This is a genomic window from Fibrisoma limi BUZ 3 (assembly GCF_000296815.2).
In the GTDB taxonomy this organism is placed as follows: Bacteria; Bacteroidota; Bacteroidia; order Cytophagales; family Spirosomataceae; genus Fibrisoma; species Fibrisoma limi.
Window position 1 is genome coordinate 1,253,316 of record NZ_CAIT01000009.1, and the last position, 17,250, is coordinate 1,270,565.

Here is a 17,250-nt window from a genome sequence, read left to right on the forward strand (position 1 = left end):
CATGACATCTAAAATTCTGTTGATTGTTGGCGTAATTGTGGTGCTGCTGGTTGCAACAGCCCTGTTGATCGGCTACATCGTTTCGGCCCCGCGCTACGTTGGTCCCGTCAGCGATCACTTTGACGGACAGGTGTTTCGAAATCTCGGCAACAGGCAGCCTAAAGGGTTTCGGGAAATGGCGGGATGGATTCTCAACCGTAATCAGGGGCCATGGCCACCCTATCACAATGAGCCACCGGGCCCGCCCCCGCCCGCCCGGATTCATGACCAGTCGATTCGCGTTACGTTTATCAACCATTCGACCGTACTGATTCAGACCGAAGACCTGAACATCCTGACCGATCCTGTTTACTACGAACGGGTCAGTCCATTCCAGTTTGCGGGCCCTAAACGTAACCAGCCACCCGGCATCCGCTTCGACGATCTCCCCCGCATCGACATTCTGCTGCTGAGTCACAACCATTGGGATCACCTCGACATCGGCACCGTACAGAAAATCTGCGCCCGCGATCAGCCACGGGTCTTTTGCCCACTTGGTGTAAAGGCGTTTCTGGATCAGCAGGACTGCCGGAACGTAACGCAGCTCGACTGGCGCGAATCAGCCGTGTACAACGACAGCCTTACGATTTACTGCGTACCGGCGCAGCACTTTTCCGGACGGGGAATATTCGACCGAAATGCTACGTTATGGGCTGGGTATGTGCTGGATACCAAAGCAGCCGGGCGCATTTATTTTGCCGGCGACTCAGGTTATGGGGCTTTTTTTAAAGATATAGGTCGGCAATTTGGCCCACTCCGCCTGGCACTGATTCCGATCGGTGCCTACAAACCACCCTCGTTTATGTCGCCGGTACATTGTTCGCCGGCCGAAGCGGTACAGATTCACCAGGACGTAAGATCGCAACAAACCGTAGCAATTCACTTTGGTACGTTCCCTTTGGCCGACGACGGCGAAAATGAGCCCATTGTCGATTTATCAAAGGCATTGGTCGCAAAGGGAATACCTGCCGAGCGTTTCCGGGCGTTGAAAAACGGCGAAAGCCTGGAGATTAATTAAATTTATTTAAAAAGCATACCAACGCTTTTGCACCTTGTAGGGTCAATATTTGTTGAGAAACCTATTTGTTTGATAACTTCACTTCATGAGTACATCAAAAATATCAGTAATCAGCGCGCTGTTGCTGGCAAGTCTGGCCGGCTGTATGAATTCGCTCGACTCGACACCGAATATCGAGGATAACGACGCGAAAATTCAGACCTACGCAGCTCAAAAGAACTTAACACTACAGCGTACTGATAAGGGGCTATACTACGTCATTACTACGCCGAATCCGAACGGCAAGAAAGCCCAGATCGGCGATGAGGTTGAGTTTACGTACAAGCTCTATAACCTGAACGACGAGTTTCTGGACAGCACCCGCAAAGACACGGCCGTTTATTACCAGTTTACGAACCAGTATCTGTTCCTGCCGGGTCTTCAGGATGGCATCGGGCTAATGCGCGAAGGCGAAAAAGCTACGTTGCTCATGCCTTATAACCTCGCGTACGGCAATCAGGCCATTGGCGACAAACTGCCAGCGTATTCCCCCGTTCGGTTTGATGTTTCCTTCCTGCGGTCGCGCTCTGAAGACCAACAGATTGACGAGTACATCCAGCGGGCCAAGCTGACCAATGTTGAAAAAACGGCCAGTGGACTGCGCTTTGTTAAAACCAAAACGGTGGCATCGGCTGCCGCTCCAAGCACCGGACAGAATCTACAGATTAGCTATTCGGGCAAACTACTTCGAAATAATACCCCATTTGACAGTGGTTTGACGGATAAAGTAGTTGGGCAAACCAAGTTTGTACCTGGGTTCGAGGAAGGCCTGGCCCGGCTGAATATTGGCGAAAAGGCTATCATTATTCTGCCTTCGTCGCTAGCCTACGGAACTGCTGGTGTTCAGAATCCAGCAAACTCGGGACGATACGTTATCCCCCCATATTCACCTCTTGTTTTCGAGATCGAATTGGTATCGGCGCGATAAATCGTCCGGTTGTGATAACAACAGAAAAAGCCACCGCTCAGGCGGTGGCTTTTTCTGTTATGGTTCTGGCTGGTGATTAATTTGTTGGTTGATAACCAACGCCCTTGGGGGCTGCGCCAGTTCCGTCGTAGTTGCCGGATTCAACGAGAGGAACCGTTTTAGGCGACCGGTCAAAGAGAAACCGTTTATAATTCCGCGTAACGCTTTTACTCACCTCATTTTTTTGCGTTTCGTTATAGAAGCGGAACGCATCTTCGCCGGCACCGTCGACGGTCACGTTCGTGAACTTGATGTCGACGCCGGGTACTGAATTCGTACGTTCGTCGACAAAGACACCGCAGCCGCCCGAATTGGTAATGAGGTTATTATGAACTTTCAGTGGCCCCCGGTGCCCGACAATGATCAGCCCAATATTGTGCGCTTTGTCAATTTCGTTGTTATAAAACTCCCCCGAAACGCCCCCACCAATCTGGACCCCGTTGTCCTGATAAGCTGCAAACGGCGATAATCCCGACGTTTGCACCTTATTGTCGTGCACCGAACTATTGGCCGCGCAGGCATACTGAATGCCTTCGCAACCCGCCCGCTCGATCAGGTTATGGTGGATTTGAAGCCCTTGAATTTCGTGTGGGAAACGCGTTTTATTTACGCCTTCATTCCAGAAGGAGTTGCCGATATACAGGCCTTCGCCCCGTGTATCGTGGACGTAGTTATGGTGAATGTTGACGTTGTACATCGTGAAGTTATCGCGCCAGGTGGAGGGATCGTTGGCCGCGGGGTCGGTTTTGGCCATGATTCCGGCAAAACCAGCCGTGTCTATCTCTACCCGGCTGATCTCTACGTCGGAGCTTTTACCGGCAATGACCAGGGCGCTCACATCCTTGTAGGGCGCCCCAATTTTAAAGCCGTATGGTACGTTATTAGCTCCCTGGCCTGTCAGCACAAAGTAGCGCGACGAGGAGAACGATACGTTACTCTGATTAACCTCGGTTGAATATACCCGCACAAGCCCTTCGTAGTTGATAAACACAATGGGCTTATCCTGGCTACCCGTAAAGTTGCGAAACCGGAAGTAGGTGTATTCACCGGCCTTAATACCAATGGTATCGCCGGGTTTTACTCCCATCGCTACGCCATCGTGCAGACCCGATTTATCAATAATGAATTTAGGCTTAAACACACTCGAACCAGGTTGGGGAACCGGAGCAGGTGCTGAAGGTTTGTCTTCAGTCGGCTTGCATTTCGACAACAGCAAGGTCAGCAGGAGGGCTGCAAATGCGTTCATTGGTAGAGTTTTTCTAAATCGGTTCATCATCAGCGTCTCGAAAGTTAAACGGGACCAGATCGCACCAATCGGCAATCGAGCAGGCATCTGTTACAATAGATTGATTAACAGCTTTCTGATTACGTAACGACAAATTAGACGATACCCCCAATTATTCGCCCGGCATTTATTAGACGGTTGCTTTCACTGGCGAAAATGATAGTTTTTCTACGCCGTGTGATAGCTCTCCAGTTCTTTTCGGTCGAACGAAAACAAAAACCAGCCGCCCAGTCGCATCGCTACGTGGAAAAACAGGATAGGCAGGCCAACCCCCAGTATGAACCCAGTCAACACGATAACCGGAATGCTGTGGATTCCCAGCGCCGTGAAGGCAATTCGGGTGCCCGAGATGATAAATACGTGAATGAGGTAGATATACAGCGAGTGATAACCGATGAATCGTAGTACGGGCAGTGAATCGCGTTTGCTGAGGGCATAGCACAGAAAAACGATCATCACCATTCCCACGAACGCAATGCCCATGTGCAGAAACGTATTAATGTCGTCTTTGTGCGTAAACCAGTACCACTGCCCGGCAACAAATATCGGCATCAACGCCAGCGCCCATCGACCCAGGGAGGCTTTTGCCAGCCAGTTCTTCTCCAGAATCAACCGCGACATGTTGTAGCCAATTGCACTGAATATGTAGAAGTACATGAAATTGTGCAGCAAGCTAAAGCCTTCGAGGTAATCGCTCATAAATCGGAATGCCAGCCCAAGGGCGATCTGCCAGAGACCGCGTATTTTAAACACCTGATACGTCAACGCAAACACAACTGCTACGTTGAACAACGCAGCCAGATACCAGAACTGATCGGTTTTCTGCGGGTCGTAGAACAGATACAGCAGGTGCGATATATCCTTTTTCGAATTGGTCCGGCTCGACAGCAAAATCTGCGTGCCTATCTGGAGCGCTCCCCAGAGCAGATACGGCCAGAGAATGGTTGAAAACCGATTGCGCAGAAACCCGCTTACCTGCCTTTTTTGCAGACTTCGTTCCAGAAACAACCCGGACACGAAGAAGAACAAAGGCATCCGGAAGTTATAAAGAGTGGCCGGGATGAGCAGCAGGGTGGCGTCCATATCGGCCCCAGTCCGACTGACACCACCTACCAGATGACCGTAAACGACCATCAGAATAGCAATACCCCGCGCATAATCAATCCACCGAAGGCGCTTGGTGTTGGAAAAATAGCCGGTGTAAATACTAATGAGCCAACCGAAAAGCGTTGGTTTAGAACTAGGAATTGATAGCGATTGCGCCATTGACTTACCGATGATTACTCAGCAAATTAGGGTACAATCGCTACTTAACCCACTTCTGTATCAGCTCAATTCAATACGATCTACTATTCGGTCTACTTCAGGGGCCTAAATTTATTTTGGGGCCATCCGGATGGCCCCATCCAATCGAATGACTTCACCATTCAGCATCGGATTCTCGATGATGGCTTTGGCCAGCAGCGCGTATTCGGGCGGTCGGCCGAGCCGTGATGGGAACGGCACCTGTTGACCCAGCGACAACCGCGCTTCTTCGGGCAAACCGGCCAGCAACGGTGTTTCGAACAAACCGGGGGCAATGGTCATTACCCGAATACCCGACCGGGACAAATCGCGGGCAATGGGTAACGTCATCCCGACGATTCCGCCTTTGGACGCTGAGTAAGCCGCCTGCCCGATCTGCCCGTCGTAGGCCGCTACCGACGCCGTATTGATGATGACGCCCCGTTCGCCCTCGTTGTTGGGTTCATTTTTCTCCATGGCGAAGGCCGCCAGCCGGATAACGTTGAACGTCCCAATCAGGTTGATTTTTACGCTTTTCTCAAAAGCTGCCAGCGAATGGGGCCCATAAACCCCTTCAACCTTCCCAATGGTTTTACGGGCTTCGGCAATACCCGCGCAGTTGACGTTGATATGCAGCCCGCCGAACGTCTGAACGGCCAGATCGACAGCAGCCTGTACGTCGGCCTCGCTGGTTACGTCTGTCCTGATAAATCGTGTAGTTGACCCAAGCTCCTCAGCCAGCGCCTGGCCGCGTTGTTCGTTCAGGTCCAGAATAACGACGTTTGCTCCTTGCTGGGCTAGAAGTCGCACAGTGGCCTCGCCTAAGCCGGAGGCTCCTCCAGTGACGATGGCCGTAGTTTGTTGAAGTTGCATGAAAACAATTAATTGACAGGAATAAATAAGATCGCATCGGCCACTACGACGCCGTTGGCCCCGTCGTTACTAAGCTCCAGAAACGGCGTTGAGCCCTTTTGTAACTGGTGTTCACCAAGACTAATCCAGTCGTTGGCCTGTGGCTGCTGATTCAACTTAAGTTGCTTCACCGACTTTCCATCGTGCAGACGGACCATCACCCGGCTGGCCTTTTCCGTTTGTAGCCCATATTCACCGGGGTTTCCTCCTCCGCCTGACAAAATTGGATTATACACGTAAACAGCGTACCGGCCGGGTCGGTTGTCGGGTAGTATGAACCGGACGGAGCTACTGTTATCCTTACCGCTTTGCACCAGCATCGACGTACCGTATTTGCCGCCCTGGGTCTCGCGTTTCCACTGGCCCGTTAACATGACACGTTCAGTTTCGTCGTTGTCGATTAAGATTTCAGGAAGCCTGCCGGTTAAAAGCGGATCGTTGGCCAGCCGAGCCTGTAGTTTCTTAACGTCAATATCCTGCACAGCTTTCTGTTCGTCAATGGCCTGGCAGGCAGCCAGAGCCGCTGACTGACCCAGCACCATAAAAACCGGCTCCATTCGGATCGACCCGTAGGCAATATGGCTGGCTGATAAACAGACCGGAACCAGCAGGTTCTGGACAGTGCCTCGCTTTGGAACGAGCGCCCGATAGCTGACCGGATACGGTGGAAAACCGCCCACCTGCACGTCGCCTTCATTCTTGACCATTTTTACGCCGTCCTTTTCGACGATCAGGCGCTGGCAATTGTGCGAATCCATGGTGTAGGCCGCCATCCCGACGCCGTCTTCCACCTTCACCTTCCCTTCGCAGTTAGCCTGGGTCATTACGTATTCGCCCACCATCCGCCGGGCCTCGCGAATGTATAGCTGGTGTGAGAAATGGGCGTTATCCACGTATTCATCTTTGGGGTATCCCCACTGACGCATCTCGTCGCGGAGGTGTTTCGGCATCCTGGGATCGTGACCAATGAAGTAAAGCAACCCCTTGGTATAGTCTTCGTGTTCTTTGATGATCTGCGCCCGACGCTCGTAACTGGCGTTCGGGTAGTCGTGGTTAGCTCCGATCATATCGGTTGAAAAACCACCACAGTTATTGATATCCGTCTTGCGATTCGGCATGGATACGAAGTGCATCAGGTTCCAGGTCAGCTCCTTCGGTATCTTTTTCTCAATCTGCCGAAGCAGCAGTTCATAGCGGGTCGAATCGTAGTTGGCTGGGCGGGAAATCTCAATTTTATTTTTGGGATCGTCGGTCAGGCACAAGCGGTAGTTATACGCCTGTACGGCAGCATCTCCCGAGCCGTCGGGAGCCAGACGGGTTGTACTGATGCCCCATAGAAGGCCACTTTCAGGATTGCCTGGCACCCGATACGGGTCCACGCCATCGGGAAACTGATGCTTGTCGAGATACTGTACCCCGTTGTGCGATTCACCGTATTGACTGGCCGCTTCGCGCCCTATGGTAAAGCTGACACCGGCAAAAGCCATCAGGTCGCCTTCGTAGGTGCAGTCGATGAACTGCCGGGCCTGCACAGTCCGGTTTGTTTGCTTACGGGGCGCATCCGACTGCTCAAGCTCAATGGCCAGCAACTTGCTCCTGTCTTTACGGCCACCCGCCAGCCGGTAGTTCATCAGCACCGGTACGTCGGCTTCTTTCAGGTATTGTTTGAATAGATTCTCAGCTACGTGCGGCTCAAACGTCCATTGTTCCAGCCGACCGTAGTGTTTACCGATTCGGCGATAAAAATCGCGGGCCAGTCCCGTTATGGCGAATTTATTGCCGATGTCTGTGGCGCCCAGCCCCCCCGACGACAGGCCACCCAGGTGACGGCTCGGCTCAATCAGAATGACGGACTTCCCGGCTTTTTTGGCTGCGTAGGCGGCAATAACACCCGCCGACGTGCCTCCATATACACAGACATCGACCGTTTGCCCCCGGGAGACAAACGACAACAGAATAAGGCAATACAATAAGATTGGGTTACGTAGCTTCATGCCATCAAAAGTCGTATGGGTACCGCTCTTACTGACTTATAGAATGGCCATTAATTCCTTCCAGTGTTGGATAGTGTACGTTGGTGGCTCGGGCACGATTTGACCACGGGTGTTATAAAATACGGTATCCATGCCCACCGCCTTGGCCCCAAGAATGTCCGCTTCGTAGTTATCACCGATCATCAGGCTCTCTTCCAGGGCCGCTCCGCTGACCGACAGGGCGTACTGGAAAATAAGCGGGTCGGGTTTCTTGGCGTTCGCTTCCTGATTGGTCACTACGTAGGTAAAGTAGTGCGCAATTTCGGCGCTATCCAGCTTAATAGCCTGGATTTCAGCAAACCCGTTGGTAATTATGTGCAGGGTGTAGCGACCAGTCAGGTAGTCGAGTACTTCCCGCGCCGATTCGAGCAGGTGTGGTTTACGGGGCAGCCGCCGAAGGTATTCATCGTTCAGATCAGCGCAGCAGGCCGTATCGCTGATACCCAGTGCCTGAAACACGAGCGGAAAGCGGTTTTCGCGGATGTACGAATGGGTAATGATGTTCTTATCATAATCGGCCCAAAGCCTGCGGTTGATCTCGATAAAATGGCGGCTAAATTCCTCAGCCGAACTCACCCCCAGATCAACTAAGCGAAACGAATCATAAATCTCAGCAATTGATTCGGCCGAGTTACGGTCGAAATCCCACAGGGTATGATCGAGGTCGAAAAAAAGATGCTTGTACATAACGTTACGGCTCAGGTCGTCCAACGTTTCAAGTTCCAGGTTTAAAGTCCGGAGCGGCTGGGCTTCGGCAAAACCTTGAACCTGGAACTTTTAAACTTAAAACGGCAACTTCAACCGCTCCACCGGCTGATCATTCACCAGATGACTTTCAACAATCTCCTCAACGTCTGATAACTGCACATTCCCGTAATAGGTCCCCTCAGGATATACCACCATCGACGGCCCAAACGCACAGGCATCAAGACACCCAGCCCGTTGTGCACGGATCTCGATTTGCAATCCCCGGTCTTTCAGGGCTTGTTTGAAGGCTTCAACCAATTGCAGACCATGCTCCTCCCCGCAGGACTTTTTAGGAGCCGGCTTCTGGTTTGTACAGATAAAAACGTGCTTTTTAAACTTCATGACAACGGATTGAATTCGAGGCCAAAGGTAATACCGCCCCGTTAAACCGTCGCCATGTCCGAAGAAGTGGGCAGGATAAAAATAAAGGTCGTTCCTTCGCCAACGCCCGAATGCACCTCGTACCGGCCATTCATGGCTTCAGTTCGGGCCTGAATATTACGCAGCCCCATGCCGGAAGCGTCAGTGCGCTCCAGTCCCCGGCCATTATCCTTAACGATCATATTCAGTTCGCCATTGAAGCGTCGGAACAGGATGTCGGCTTCTGTAGCTTCGGAATGGCGCAGAATGTTGCTACATAGCTCGATACAGATCGAGTAGAGATTAAATTCCGTCAATTTATCCAGGCGCGTTAGCTCGGTCGTATCCAGCCGGAAGGTAATCTGCTGCATTAAATTCAGCTTGTCGGTCAGCCGAACGAGCGCTTCCGACAAGCCCTGTTTCTCCAGCTCGTCGGGTTGCAGGTTATGCGACAGGTAGCGGATCTCGGCAAACGCTTCTTTGGTCATCAGTTGCAGATTCTGATAAATCCGCTGCTCCGACTCCGACAGCCGGGCCGGGTTCAGTGCCGACAGACTCCCCCGAATGGCACTCAACAAACCACCCAGGCTATCGTGCAGGTCGGCCGCCATGCGCTTCCGCTCCAGTGTCTGGCCACGTAGCAGCGCTTCCTGAATCTCCCGGTTTTTAGCCCGGAGCTGGTCGTTGGCCAGTTGCAGTTCGGCCGTCCGGATGGCTACTTTATCCTCCAGGCCACGGTTGAGTTCTTCAATCTGCTGTTTCTGACGGGTAATCAGCCGGCTCTTGCGGAAATAAACAATGGCAAAAATCAGGAACATAATCAGCCCCACGGTCAGAAAGGTCCGCATCAGCGATTCACGTTCAATGTCCCGGCTCAGCGCATCGATGCGCGCCCGGTGCTCAATCCGGCTTTTATCCGCTTCCGACCGTAGCCGTTCGGTTTCGATACGCTGTTGTAACTGACTCATCCGGGCCTCGCCAGCCAACTGTTCCCGTTCGGCTTCCGCCCGCAGCCGGGCAATTTCGGCCTGTCGCCGGATATTGATCAATTGTTTCTGCTGAACGAGCTCCCGTTTTTCGGCTTCATCCCGAACCTTACTGATGGCGTACTGATTCTGCATCGCCACTATTTCCTCAATCCGTTTTTGCCGGGTCAGGCTGTCCTTGACCATGTTAAACTCTTCAAATTGCGCCAGTGCTTTTTCGGTTTGCCCATCGGCGCGATACGCCCTGTACAAAGCCAGGCTTGCCATCTGACGAATACGAAGGTTCTCATGCGTCCGGGCAACAGCCATTGCTTTCTCACCGTAGCTGATGGCCAGTGTAGGCTGTCCTAACTGGGCGTAACATTCAGCCAACCGTGCCCAGACCGAAGCCTGGCCCACCGAATTCGTCAGTCGTTGCCAGACGATCAGGGCATTCTCATAGTAAGGAATGGCTTTGTTAAATTGCTCACGGGCCAAGTAAAAATCCCCCAATCGCTCCTCTGCATACGCGATGTTGGTTTGCGAGGTGGTTTCGCGGGTAATACGTCGGCTTTCTTCAAATTGAGCCTGAGCGGATTCAAACCGCTGTTGCCGCTCAAACACCTCCCCGATCTGACTGGTAGCCTGTGCCAGCAGTAGTTTTCGATTTTGCCGCGATACGAGCGTATTCTGGGGCAACAGCGTCAGCACATCCTGATAGCTGTGCAGCGCATTCGGGTAGTCTTTCAGAAGGGCGTAAATATCGCCCATGTTCATTTTTACCTGCCATAGGGGCGACGTAGCACGGGGAAGCATGGCAGCCAGAGCAGACGCCTGCTGATTGATTTGCAACGCTTTGGGATAATCATTTTTACGGACGCGGAAATAAAACTCCTCCAGCATCAACCCACGTACCTGATACAACACATGCCCCGCCTGACGAGCCTGCTGGACCAGTCGGTGGGCATAATAATAGCTACTGTCGTTTTGATTAGTTCCCCATTGTTTGAAAACAACGGCCAGATATCGTAGCCCCTCCAGTTGCAGGGTATCCCGGCGTGGCCGGGGAGTTGCCGATTCCGTAGAGCGTAGGTACTGATGGCCCAGCACCCGCAGACTATCCATGTACTGATGATCACCTCGGCGATCGAAGTTCACTTCGGGCAATACCGACCGCTGTGCAAAGCTAGTTGTGCACCAGGTAAGTAAACCAATCCAGAGCGCCAGAGATCTCATCAGGTTACATACTGAACGGGTAATCGCCAATACGAGACTTAAAAGTAAATACGAGAATCAGATTATCAATTACTTAACGGTTAAAATCTTTGGATATCCGCATGAATTGTTAGTTTTGCCGCATGAACTGCGCATCCAAACGGATGAATGGTTCATAAAAAAATTTTAGACGGATTTAAACGAATTGCAATTAAATAGAATCTATACTTACGAATAAGGGTAAATAGAACAATTCAACGAAAAAAATAGGCTATTCCAAAATTGCTTATTTTCACTCTGATTTGGGCTATTAATAATTTATTTTTCGGTTATATGACGTTTTTTGGCAAATATTTTGCCTATACGTTTGCAAATGAGCCGATAAACCTCTTATTTTTATACCCTGGATTACCACGTACAGGAAAAAACTTAACCCCATTACACACTATCGAAGCAAAGCTCTACGTTACCTAATTGTCTTACTGAAAATGGAAAAAGCCCAGGTAAATGACAGTGAGCTGATTTCCCTGTACATCCGTGGTAACGAAAAGGCCTTTGCTAAGTTGCTGCAACGGCATAAGTCGAAGATTTACACAACTATCTACTTGATTGTTAAAGATCAGTACGTAGCTGAAGATTTGATGCAGGACACGTTTATTAAAGCGGTCGAAACAATCAAATCTGGTAAATACAACGAAGAAGGCAAGTTTCTACCTTGGATTATTCGGATCGCCCACAACTTGGCCATTGACTATTTCCGAAAAGATAAACGCTACCCCAATGTGGTGTTTGAAGACGGAAGCAGTGTGTTCAACACGCTTGAATTTGCAGAAGATTCAGTAGAATCACTTCAGATCAGGCAGGAAACACACGAGCATTTGCGCGAGTTGATCCAGCGGCTGCCGGAACAACAGCGGCAGGTGCTTATCATGCGGCACTATGAGGAAATGAGTTTCCAGGAAATTGCCGATGCGACCGGTGTAAGTATCAACACGGCTTTGGGACGTATGCGTTATGCGCTGATTAATCTGCGCAAGCAACTTAGCAAACGTTCGCCGAGTTATGATAAAAACTTTTACCCAAGATGATGTGATCCGGTATGTCTATGAGGAAACCTCTGCCGAGGAAAACGTACTCATTGAAGACGCTCTGATGTCAGAACCGGAGTTAATGACCTTCTTCCTGGACGCCCTTGAACTTCGGGCGTTGATGAACAAGATTGAACGCCAGCCGCGCACCAGTACGGTTGAGTCCATTCTTGCGTACTCCCGGAATTATCCGCCAAACCCAGCAGCTAAGCTACAGCCGTAGCACACTGTTGGGTTTTGTATTCACAGACGTCAGATGCTGTTCAGCATCTGACGTCCACTTTGTTATGCAGAAAAAAGAACGATTCCGCCGTTTTCTTGATTACTTCACCCAACACTATCCCGAACCGAAAACGGAACTACACTTCAGCAGCCCCTACGAGTTGCTGGTCGCGGTTATTTTGTCGGCACAGTGTACCGACAAACGTATCAATCAGGTAACCCCCGCCCTGTTTGCGCGCTTTCCCGAGCCCGAATCACTGGCAGCGGCTTCGGTCGAAGAGGTACTCAGCTACATTAAAAGTGTCTCGTATCCCAACAACAAAGCCAAACATCTGGTCGGCATGGCCCGCCTGTTGATGGAGCGATTTGAGGGGGAGATTCCGTCGACAGTTGACGAATTACAGACACTGCCGGGCGTTGGCCGAAAAACGGCTCATGTAATTCTCTCGATCGTGTATAACCAGCCGACAATGGCGGTCGATACGCACGTATTCAGGGTGTCGCACCGGTTGGGGCTTGCCCCCTTGACAGCAACGACTCCACTGGCGGTCGAGAAAGCCCTCGTTGCCCACATTCCCAAAGAGTACGTCTACAAGTCGCATCACTGGCTGATTCTGCATGGCCGATACGTCTGCCTGGCCCGGTCGCCGAAATGTGAGGTATGCGACCTGCGGGATTTCTGTAAATACTATGAAAAGAGTGTAAAGGTGGGGGTTCAAAGTCTGGAATAGCCGCCGTGATCCGGAAAACGTCGAACCTTGAACCCCAACTTTATTAGTACTGCTCTACGCCCGAAAAAAAGAAATTGCCTTCAATTTCGGCGTTCTCATCCGAGTCGGAGCCGTGGATCGCGTTGGCTTCGATCGATTTTGCATACAGCTTGCGAATCGTGCCCTCTTCCGCGTTGGCGGGGTTCGTTGCACCGATCAATTTACGGAAGTCAGCCACCGCATTCTCTTTTTCAAGAATCATTGGTACGATGGCTCCGGATGACATATATGTACGCAGATCGTTGTAGAAAGGACGCTCGCGGTGAACCGCATAAAACTGGCCGGCCCGCTCGCTTGTCAATTGAGTTTTCTTCATCGCTACAATCCGAAACCCCGCTTCTTCAATCATTTTTATAATCGCACCGGTATGCCCTGCCTCTACGGCATCGGGCTTGATCATGGTAAACGTACGGTTAGTCGCCATTATGGGTATAATCCAAATTTTATTTGGGCGCAAAGCTACTAACTTTCAGTCACAAAGCCACGTCCGCTGCTGAGAGTGCCCCCCTTACCAGTCTACACCTGCCCGACTGCTCAGCTTTACCCGCTTGATATCCAAATTATTCGTATTTTTGAATTTTGATTACAGCCGGGTGGCTGTTTATGTATGCAGGATATTGAAGCGATTGGCGCGTTGATTGATCAGCCGCAAACGGTGCTGATCACAACGCATCAAAACCCCGACGCCGATGCAATGGGATCGTCGCTGGGCCTGGCCGGTTACCTCCGGAAGCGGGGCCACCGGGTAACCGTTGTTACACCGACCGATTATTCTCTGAGTTTGCAATGGATGTCCGGTAACGATGAAGTTATTGCCTTTGATGAGAAGGTGCGCGTTACCGTTACCCGCCTGATCGAAGAAGCCGACATTATTTTTTGTCTGGACTTTTCGAGCCTCGACCGCATTCGTGACCTTGGCCCCATGGTTCGGCAAAGCCGCGCCCGTAAGGTATTGATTGATCATCATCTCGAACCTGAATCCTTTGCTGATCTGGCACTGTGGGACCCAACGGCAGCCGCAACGACCGAGCTGGTTTTCCGGCTGATTGTTCAATTGGGCGATAAAGACGAGATTGACGTACCAATTGCCGAATGTCTGTACGCGGGTCTGATGACGGACACCGGCTCGTTTCGCCACCCGACAACAACAGGTGACGTACACCGGATGGCTGCCGAACTGGTCGATCTACGTATTGACGTCAGTAGTATTCACCGGCGCATTTTTGATAACGTCTCACTTGACAAACTACGGTTGCTAGGCTACGTACTGAACGAGAAGCTGAAAGTATTGCCTCAGTACAAATTTGCGTACATCACGCTGACAGATAGCGAACTGAAGCGGTACAGATCTAAAACCGGTGATACGGAGGGCATGGTCAATTATGCTCTTTCGGTCGAGGGCGTAGTGATGGCGGCTATTCTAATTGATCGGGGCGATGAGGTTCGGTTGTCGTTCCGATCAGTGGGCGATTTTTCGGTTCGCGAGCTGGCCAGTGCTCATTTCGAGGGCGGTGGCCACAAAAACGCGGCTGGCGGGCGTTCCAGACAGTCGCTGGCTGAAACCGAGCGTCGACTGCTGGCCGTATTGCCGCAGTATCAGCAACAGCTACTGGAAACGGTGTAGGCGGTTGTTTTAAAGTTAAATCCTTGTCGGTCTGTACCTTTGCCGTATGTTCTGACGTTTTTTAGATTAGTGTTATAACCCAGTAACTCTCTCATGTTTTTCAAAAATTTCGGGAAAGCCGCCCTTTTAGTCGCTGTAGTAGCCGCTTGCGGGAAAAACCGCGTCGAGGTGACGCAGAATGGCTTAAAATACCAGATTCACGAGCAAAACGAAGGTGGCCGCAAAGGTAAAGTCGGCGACATTATGACCATGCACCTGACCCTGCTGAACAGCAAGGATTCGGTGTTGCGGGATACGCACAAAGAAGGCGCTCCTTTCCAGATGCTGCTCCAGGTTCCGCCGTTTAAGGGCAGCTACGAAGAAGGCCTGACCATGCTCAGCAAAGGTGACAGTGCTACGTTCTACGTCAGCGCCGATTCGCTCTTTACGCGGGCCATGCAGCCATTGCCGCCGGGCGTTCAGAAAGGTACGGACATAGGTATTGCCGTAAAAGTGGTTGATATTCAATCGCAGGAGGAATACCAGAAAGCGCAGGCCTCTGCTTTTGAAAAGCAAAAAGGCATTGATGCAAAAACCATTGCCGACTACATTGCCAAGCAGAATCTGGGCGATAAAGCCAAGAAAACAGATTCCGGTGTGTATTACGTCGTAACGCAACCGGGTTCAGGCCCAACGCCGTCGCGGGGTGATATCGTGCAGGTTCACTACACGGGTAAGCTTCTGAACGGTAAGGTTTTCGATAGCTCACGTACGAATCCGCAGGCGCAGGGCAAACCGGCCCAGTTTCCAATTGGCGTAGGCCAGGTGATTCCGGGTTGGGAAGAAGGTGTTATGAAAATGCACAAAGGCGAGAAGGCAACCCTGATCATTCCGTCGACACTGGCGTATGGACCGCAGGGTAACCAGAGCATTCCGCCTAACTCGGTGCTGCTGTTCGACATTGAACTGATCGATATTCAGAAAAACCCAACGGCTAACTAGTCCGTTAGCCCCTTTCGGGCACCTGAATTCCCATTTTTTCGTTATCTCAAAGCGGGCGATACGTATCGCCCGCTTTGGTAAACAAGCATTTAGCAGCGTAAGACAATGCGATTAAATTCACTGCAGGCGATATCGGCTTTATTTCTGGGCTCGTCTATTCTGGTAAGTTCCTGCCAGCAGCCCGGCGAAGCCCTGATTGACCGCAAACAGCGCGAAAACGAAGCGGAGATTCAACAGTATCTCACGCAGAATAACCTGAACGCAGAAAAGACTGTAGAGGGCATTTACATCATCAAAACCAAGACCGCTCCAAACGGTCAGGAGCCCAAAGTAGGCGATCAGGTGAAGTATCACTACATTGCCCGGCGGTTGGATAATGTAATTGTTGATAGCACCGACATTGCTGCGAATAATCCCAGAACGGTAACGTTAGCCGGTAATAATACCGTTGGTATTACACTTGGCCTGTACGCCGGTGTTCTAAAACTACGTGCTGGTGAAGAAGCAACGTTGCTGGTACCATCAGCGCAGGACGGCAACCGTGAAGGAACGCTTTTATTGCCTCAATACGCACCAGTACGGTACGATTTGCGTATTGTCAGCGTACGGACTGAAGAACAACGAATTGAAGAATACATCAGTGCCAACAAGATTAATGTTACTCAGAAGACGGACGACGGCCTTCGGGTAGCCGTCACGCAATCTCGGCCCGACTCGGCACAGGTGACGACCGGCAAGACTGTTTTTGTGAATTACACAGGAAAACGCCCTGATGGAACCGTATTTGATTCCAGATCCGATGGTTCGTTTTCGTTTCAGGTAGGTGCTAAGACGGTCGTTCCAGGCTTTGAAAATGGCGTAACTAGACTTCGTGTAGGAGAAAAAGGAACCTTAATTTTCCCATCGGCACTTGGCTATGGTGCCACTGGTAGTTATAATCAATCTACTCGTACTTACACCGTTTTACCTTACACGCCGTTAATATTTGAAATAGAAATCGTCAAAATTCAATAAGAATTAGATGCCCTTTCGAGCCGTTCGTAGTTTTACCACGAACGGCTTTTTTATTTGCTCTATGGAACTCTGCTTTGCCACCAACAACACGAACAAGCTAAAGGAAGTAACGGCTCGCCTGGGCGATGCGTTTAGGTTGAAAACGCTGGCTGACATTGGCTGTACAGATGAACTCCCGGAAACCAGTGGAACCATCGCCGGTAACTCACGCCAGAAGGCCGAATACGTATGGGTTAATTTCGGGATTTCCTGCTTCGCCGATGATTCGGGCCTGGAGGTTGATGTACTCGACGGCGAACCAGGCGTTGACTCGGCTTTTTATTCGGGTACGCGCGATGCCGCCAAGAACATCGAAAAGCTGCTCGTCAACCTGGATGGCCAGCTTTTTCAGAACCGCAGAGCACGCTTCAAAACGATTTTCACCCTAATCTTACACGGTGTTGAACACCAATTTGAAGGTACTATTGAAGGGCACATTTTAACGGAGCCACGCGGTACGGGTGGTTTTGGTTACGACCCCGTGTTTCAGCCGGAAGGTTACGACCGAAGCTTTGCCGAGATGAGCCTGGACGAAAAGAATGAGATCAGCCACCGGTCGCGGGCGCTGGCGAAGATGGTAGCTTACCTGAAGGAACAGGTAAAATAGCAGAATCCCCACTGGTATTGCTAAATGGCAAATCCAGCGGG

17 protein-coding genes are annotated in these 17,250 nt (G+C 51.1%); 9 read left to right on the forward strand and 8 right to left on the reverse strand.

Going from position 1 to position 17,250, the window contains the following annotated elements:
• The first annotated feature begins 1 nt into the window (after window position 1).
• A complete protein-coding gene (locus BN8_RS24795; RefSeq protein WP_009284695.1) occupies window positions 2-1,057 on the forward strand; it encodes an MBL fold metallo-hydrolase in 1,056 nt (351 codons plus the stop codon).
• Window positions 1,058-1,142: 85 nt separating this feature from the next.
• Entirely contained in the window at window positions 1,143-2,024 is an 882-nt protein-coding gene (locus BN8_RS24800; protein WP_009284696.1) for an FKBP-type peptidyl-prolyl cis-trans isomerase, read from the forward strand.
• Between the two features lie 76 nt (window positions 2,025-2,100).
• On the opposite strand, the gene BN8_RS24805 is transcribed toward BN8_RS24800, so the two are convergent.
• The 7 genes from BN8_RS24805 to BN8_RS24835 form a co-directional block, all read right to left on the reverse strand.
• A complete protein-coding gene (locus BN8_RS24805) occupies window positions 2,101-3,309 on the reverse strand; it encodes a right-handed parallel beta-helix repeat-containing protein (RefSeq protein WP_040006510.1) in 1,209 nt (402 codons plus the stop codon).
• A gap of 207 nt (window positions 3,310-3,516) precedes the next feature.
• Complete coding sequence (locus BN8_RS24810) at window positions 3,517-4,614, reverse strand: acyltransferase family protein (RefSeq protein WP_009284698.1); 1,098 nt, start codon at window positions 4,612-4,614, stop codon at window positions 3,517-3,519.
• 111 nt (window positions 4,615-4,725) lie between these two features.
• A complete protein-coding gene (locus BN8_RS24815) occupies window positions 4,726-5,505 on the reverse strand; it encodes a 3-hydroxyacyl-CoA dehydrogenase (RefSeq protein ID WP_009284699.1) in 780 nt (259 codons plus the stop codon).
• A gap of 8 nt (window positions 5,506-5,513) precedes the next feature.
• A complete protein-coding gene (locus BN8_RS24820) occupies window positions 5,514-7,538 on the reverse strand; it encodes an FAD-dependent oxidoreductase (RefSeq protein ID WP_009284700.1) in 2,025 nt (674 codons plus the stop codon).
• 36 nt (window positions 7,539-7,574) lie between these two features.
• Window positions 7,575-8,264, reverse strand: coding sequence for a YjjG family noncanonical pyrimidine nucleotidase (locus BN8_RS24825; protein ID WP_009284701.1), 690 nt, complete (start codon window positions 8,262-8,264; stop codon window positions 7,575-7,577).
• A 96-nt stretch (window positions 8,265-8,360) separates the two neighbouring features.
• Window positions 8,361-8,666 carry a (2Fe-2S) ferredoxin domain-containing protein gene (locus BN8_RS24830; RefSeq protein ID WP_009284702.1) on the reverse strand — a complete coding sequence of 102 codons (306 nt, stop codon included), beginning with the start codon at window positions 8,664-8,666 and terminating at the stop codon, window positions 8,361-8,363.
• 41 nt (window positions 8,667-8,707) lie between these two features.
• Window positions 8,708-10,885: a tetratricopeptide repeat-containing sensor histidine kinase gene (locus BN8_RS24835; RefSeq protein WP_009284703.1), complete on the reverse strand. Its 2,178-nt coding sequence runs from the start codon at window positions 10,883-10,885 to the stop codon at window positions 8,708-8,710.
• Between the two features lie 467 nt (window positions 10,886-11,352).
• Between BN8_RS24835 and BN8_RS24840 the strand changes: the two genes are divergently transcribed.
• The 3 genes from BN8_RS24840 (at window position 11,353) to nth (ending at window position 12,905) form a co-directional block, all read left to right on the forward strand.
• Complete coding sequence (locus BN8_RS24840; protein ID WP_009284704.1) at window positions 11,353-11,952, forward strand: RNA polymerase sigma factor; 600 nt, start codon at window positions 11,353-11,355, stop codon at window positions 11,950-11,952.
• A complete protein-coding gene (locus BN8_RS24845; protein ID WP_009284705.1) occupies window positions 11,927-12,175 on the forward strand; it encodes a hypothetical protein in 249 nt (82 codons plus the stop codon). The genes BN8_RS24840 and BN8_RS24845 overlap by 26 nt, the downstream gene beginning before the upstream one ends.
• A gap of 64 nt (window positions 12,176-12,239) precedes the next feature.
• Window positions 12,240-12,905: an endonuclease III gene (gene nth / locus BN8_RS24850; RefSeq protein ID WP_009284706.1), complete on the forward strand. Its 666-nt coding sequence runs from the start codon at window positions 12,240-12,242 to the stop codon at window positions 12,903-12,905.
• A gap of 43 nt (window positions 12,906-12,948) precedes the next feature.
• Here nth and BN8_RS24855 read toward each other — a convergent pair whose 3' ends face one another.
• Window positions 12,949-13,368 (reverse strand): nucleoside-diphosphate kinase, encoded by a 420-nt coding sequence (locus BN8_RS24855; protein WP_009284707.1) that lies wholly within the window; start codon window positions 13,366-13,368, stop codon window positions 12,949-12,951.
• 183 nt (window positions 13,369-13,551) lie between these two features.
• On the opposite strand from BN8_RS24855, the gene BN8_RS24860 reads away from it, so the two are divergent.
• From BN8_RS24860 to rdgB, 4 genes are all read left to right on the forward strand, one after another.
• Window positions 13,552-14,568 (forward strand): DHH family phosphoesterase, encoded by a 1,017-nt coding sequence (locus BN8_RS24860; RefSeq protein WP_009284708.1) that lies wholly within the window; start codon window positions 13,552-13,554, stop codon window positions 14,566-14,568.
• 93 nt (window positions 14,569-14,661) lie between these two features.
• A complete protein-coding gene (bamJ, locus tag BN8_RS24865) occupies window positions 14,662-15,549 on the forward strand; it encodes a BamJ family beta-barrel-assembly machinery protein (protein WP_009284709.1) in 888 nt (295 codons plus the stop codon).
• 105 nt (window positions 15,550-15,654) lie between these two features.
• Window positions 15,655-16,563 carry an FKBP-type peptidyl-prolyl cis-trans isomerase gene (locus BN8_RS24870; RefSeq protein WP_009284710.1) on the forward strand — a complete coding sequence of 303 codons (909 nt, stop codon included), beginning with the start codon at window positions 15,655-15,657 and terminating at the stop codon, window positions 16,561-16,563.
• 61 nt (window positions 16,564-16,624) lie between these two features.
• A complete protein-coding gene (gene rdgB, locus BN8_RS24875; protein WP_040006511.1) occupies window positions 16,625-17,209 on the forward strand; it encodes an RdgB/HAM1 family non-canonical purine NTP pyrophosphatase in 585 nt (194 codons plus the stop codon).
• Window positions 17,210-17,250 lie beyond the last annotated feature (41 nt).

What these genes read in the sequence shown, in the direction of transcription:
- BN8_RS24795 (WP_009284695.1), top strand. Translation starts at nt 2, where the DNA reads ATGACATCTAAAATTCTGTTGATTGTTGGCGTAATTGTGGTGCTGCTG.
- BN8_RS24800 (WP_009284696.1), top strand. Translation starts at nt 1,143, where the DNA reads ATGAGTACATCAAAAATATCAGTAATCAGCGCGCTGTTGCTGGCAAGT.
- BN8_RS24805 (WP_040006510.1), bottom strand. Translation starts at nt 3,309, where the DNA reads ATGAACGCATTTGCAGCCCTCCTGCTGACCTTGCTGTTGTCGAAATGC.
- BN8_RS24810 (WP_009284698.1), bottom strand. Translation starts at nt 4,614, where the DNA reads ATGGCGCAATCGCTATCAATTCCTAGTTCTAAACCAACGCTTTTCGGT.
- BN8_RS24815 (WP_009284699.1), bottom strand. Translation starts at nt 5,505, where the DNA reads ATGCAACTTCAACAAACTACGGCCATCGTCACTGGAGGAGCCTCCGGC.
- BN8_RS24820 (WP_009284700.1), bottom strand. Translation starts at nt 7,538, where the DNA reads ATGAAGCTACGTAACCCAATCTTATTGTATTGCCTTATTCTGTTGTCG.
- BN8_RS24825 (WP_009284701.1), bottom strand. Translation starts at nt 8,264, where the DNA reads ATGTACAAGCATCTTTTTTTCGACCTCGATCATACCCTGTGGGATTTC.
- BN8_RS24830 (WP_009284702.1), bottom strand. Translation starts at nt 8,666, where the DNA reads ATGAAGTTTAAAAAGCACGTTTTTATCTGTACAAACCAGAAGCCGGCT.
- BN8_RS24835 (WP_009284703.1), bottom strand. Translation starts at nt 10,885, where the DNA reads ATGAGATCTCTGGCGCTCTGGATTGGTTTACTTACCTGGTGCACAACT.
- BN8_RS24840 (WP_009284704.1), top strand. Translation starts at nt 11,353, where the DNA reads ATGGAAAAAGCCCAGGTAAATGACAGTGAGCTGATTTCCCTGTACATC.
- BN8_RS24845 (WP_009284705.1), top strand. Translation starts at nt 11,927, where the DNA reads ATGATAAAAACTTTTACCCAAGATGATGTGATCCGGTATGTCTATGAG.
- nth (WP_009284706.1), top strand. Translation starts at nt 12,240, where the DNA reads ATGCAGAAAAAAGAACGATTCCGCCGTTTTCTTGATTACTTCACCCAA.
- BN8_RS24855 (WP_009284707.1), bottom strand. Translation starts at nt 13,368, where the DNA reads ATGGCGACTAACCGTACGTTTACCATGATCAAGCCCGATGCCGTAGAG.
- BN8_RS24860 (WP_009284708.1), top strand. Translation starts at nt 13,552, where the DNA reads ATGCAGGATATTGAAGCGATTGGCGCGTTGATTGATCAGCCGCAAACG.
- bamJ (WP_009284709.1), top strand. Translation starts at nt 14,662, where the DNA reads ATGTTTTTCAAAAATTTCGGGAAAGCCGCCCTTTTAGTCGCTGTAGTA.
- BN8_RS24870 (WP_009284710.1), top strand. Translation starts at nt 15,655, where the DNA reads ATGCGATTAAATTCACTGCAGGCGATATCGGCTTTATTTCTGGGCTCG.
- rdgB (WP_040006511.1), top strand. Translation starts at nt 16,625, where the DNA reads ATGGAACTCTGCTTTGCCACCAACAACACGAACAAGCTAAAGGAAGTA.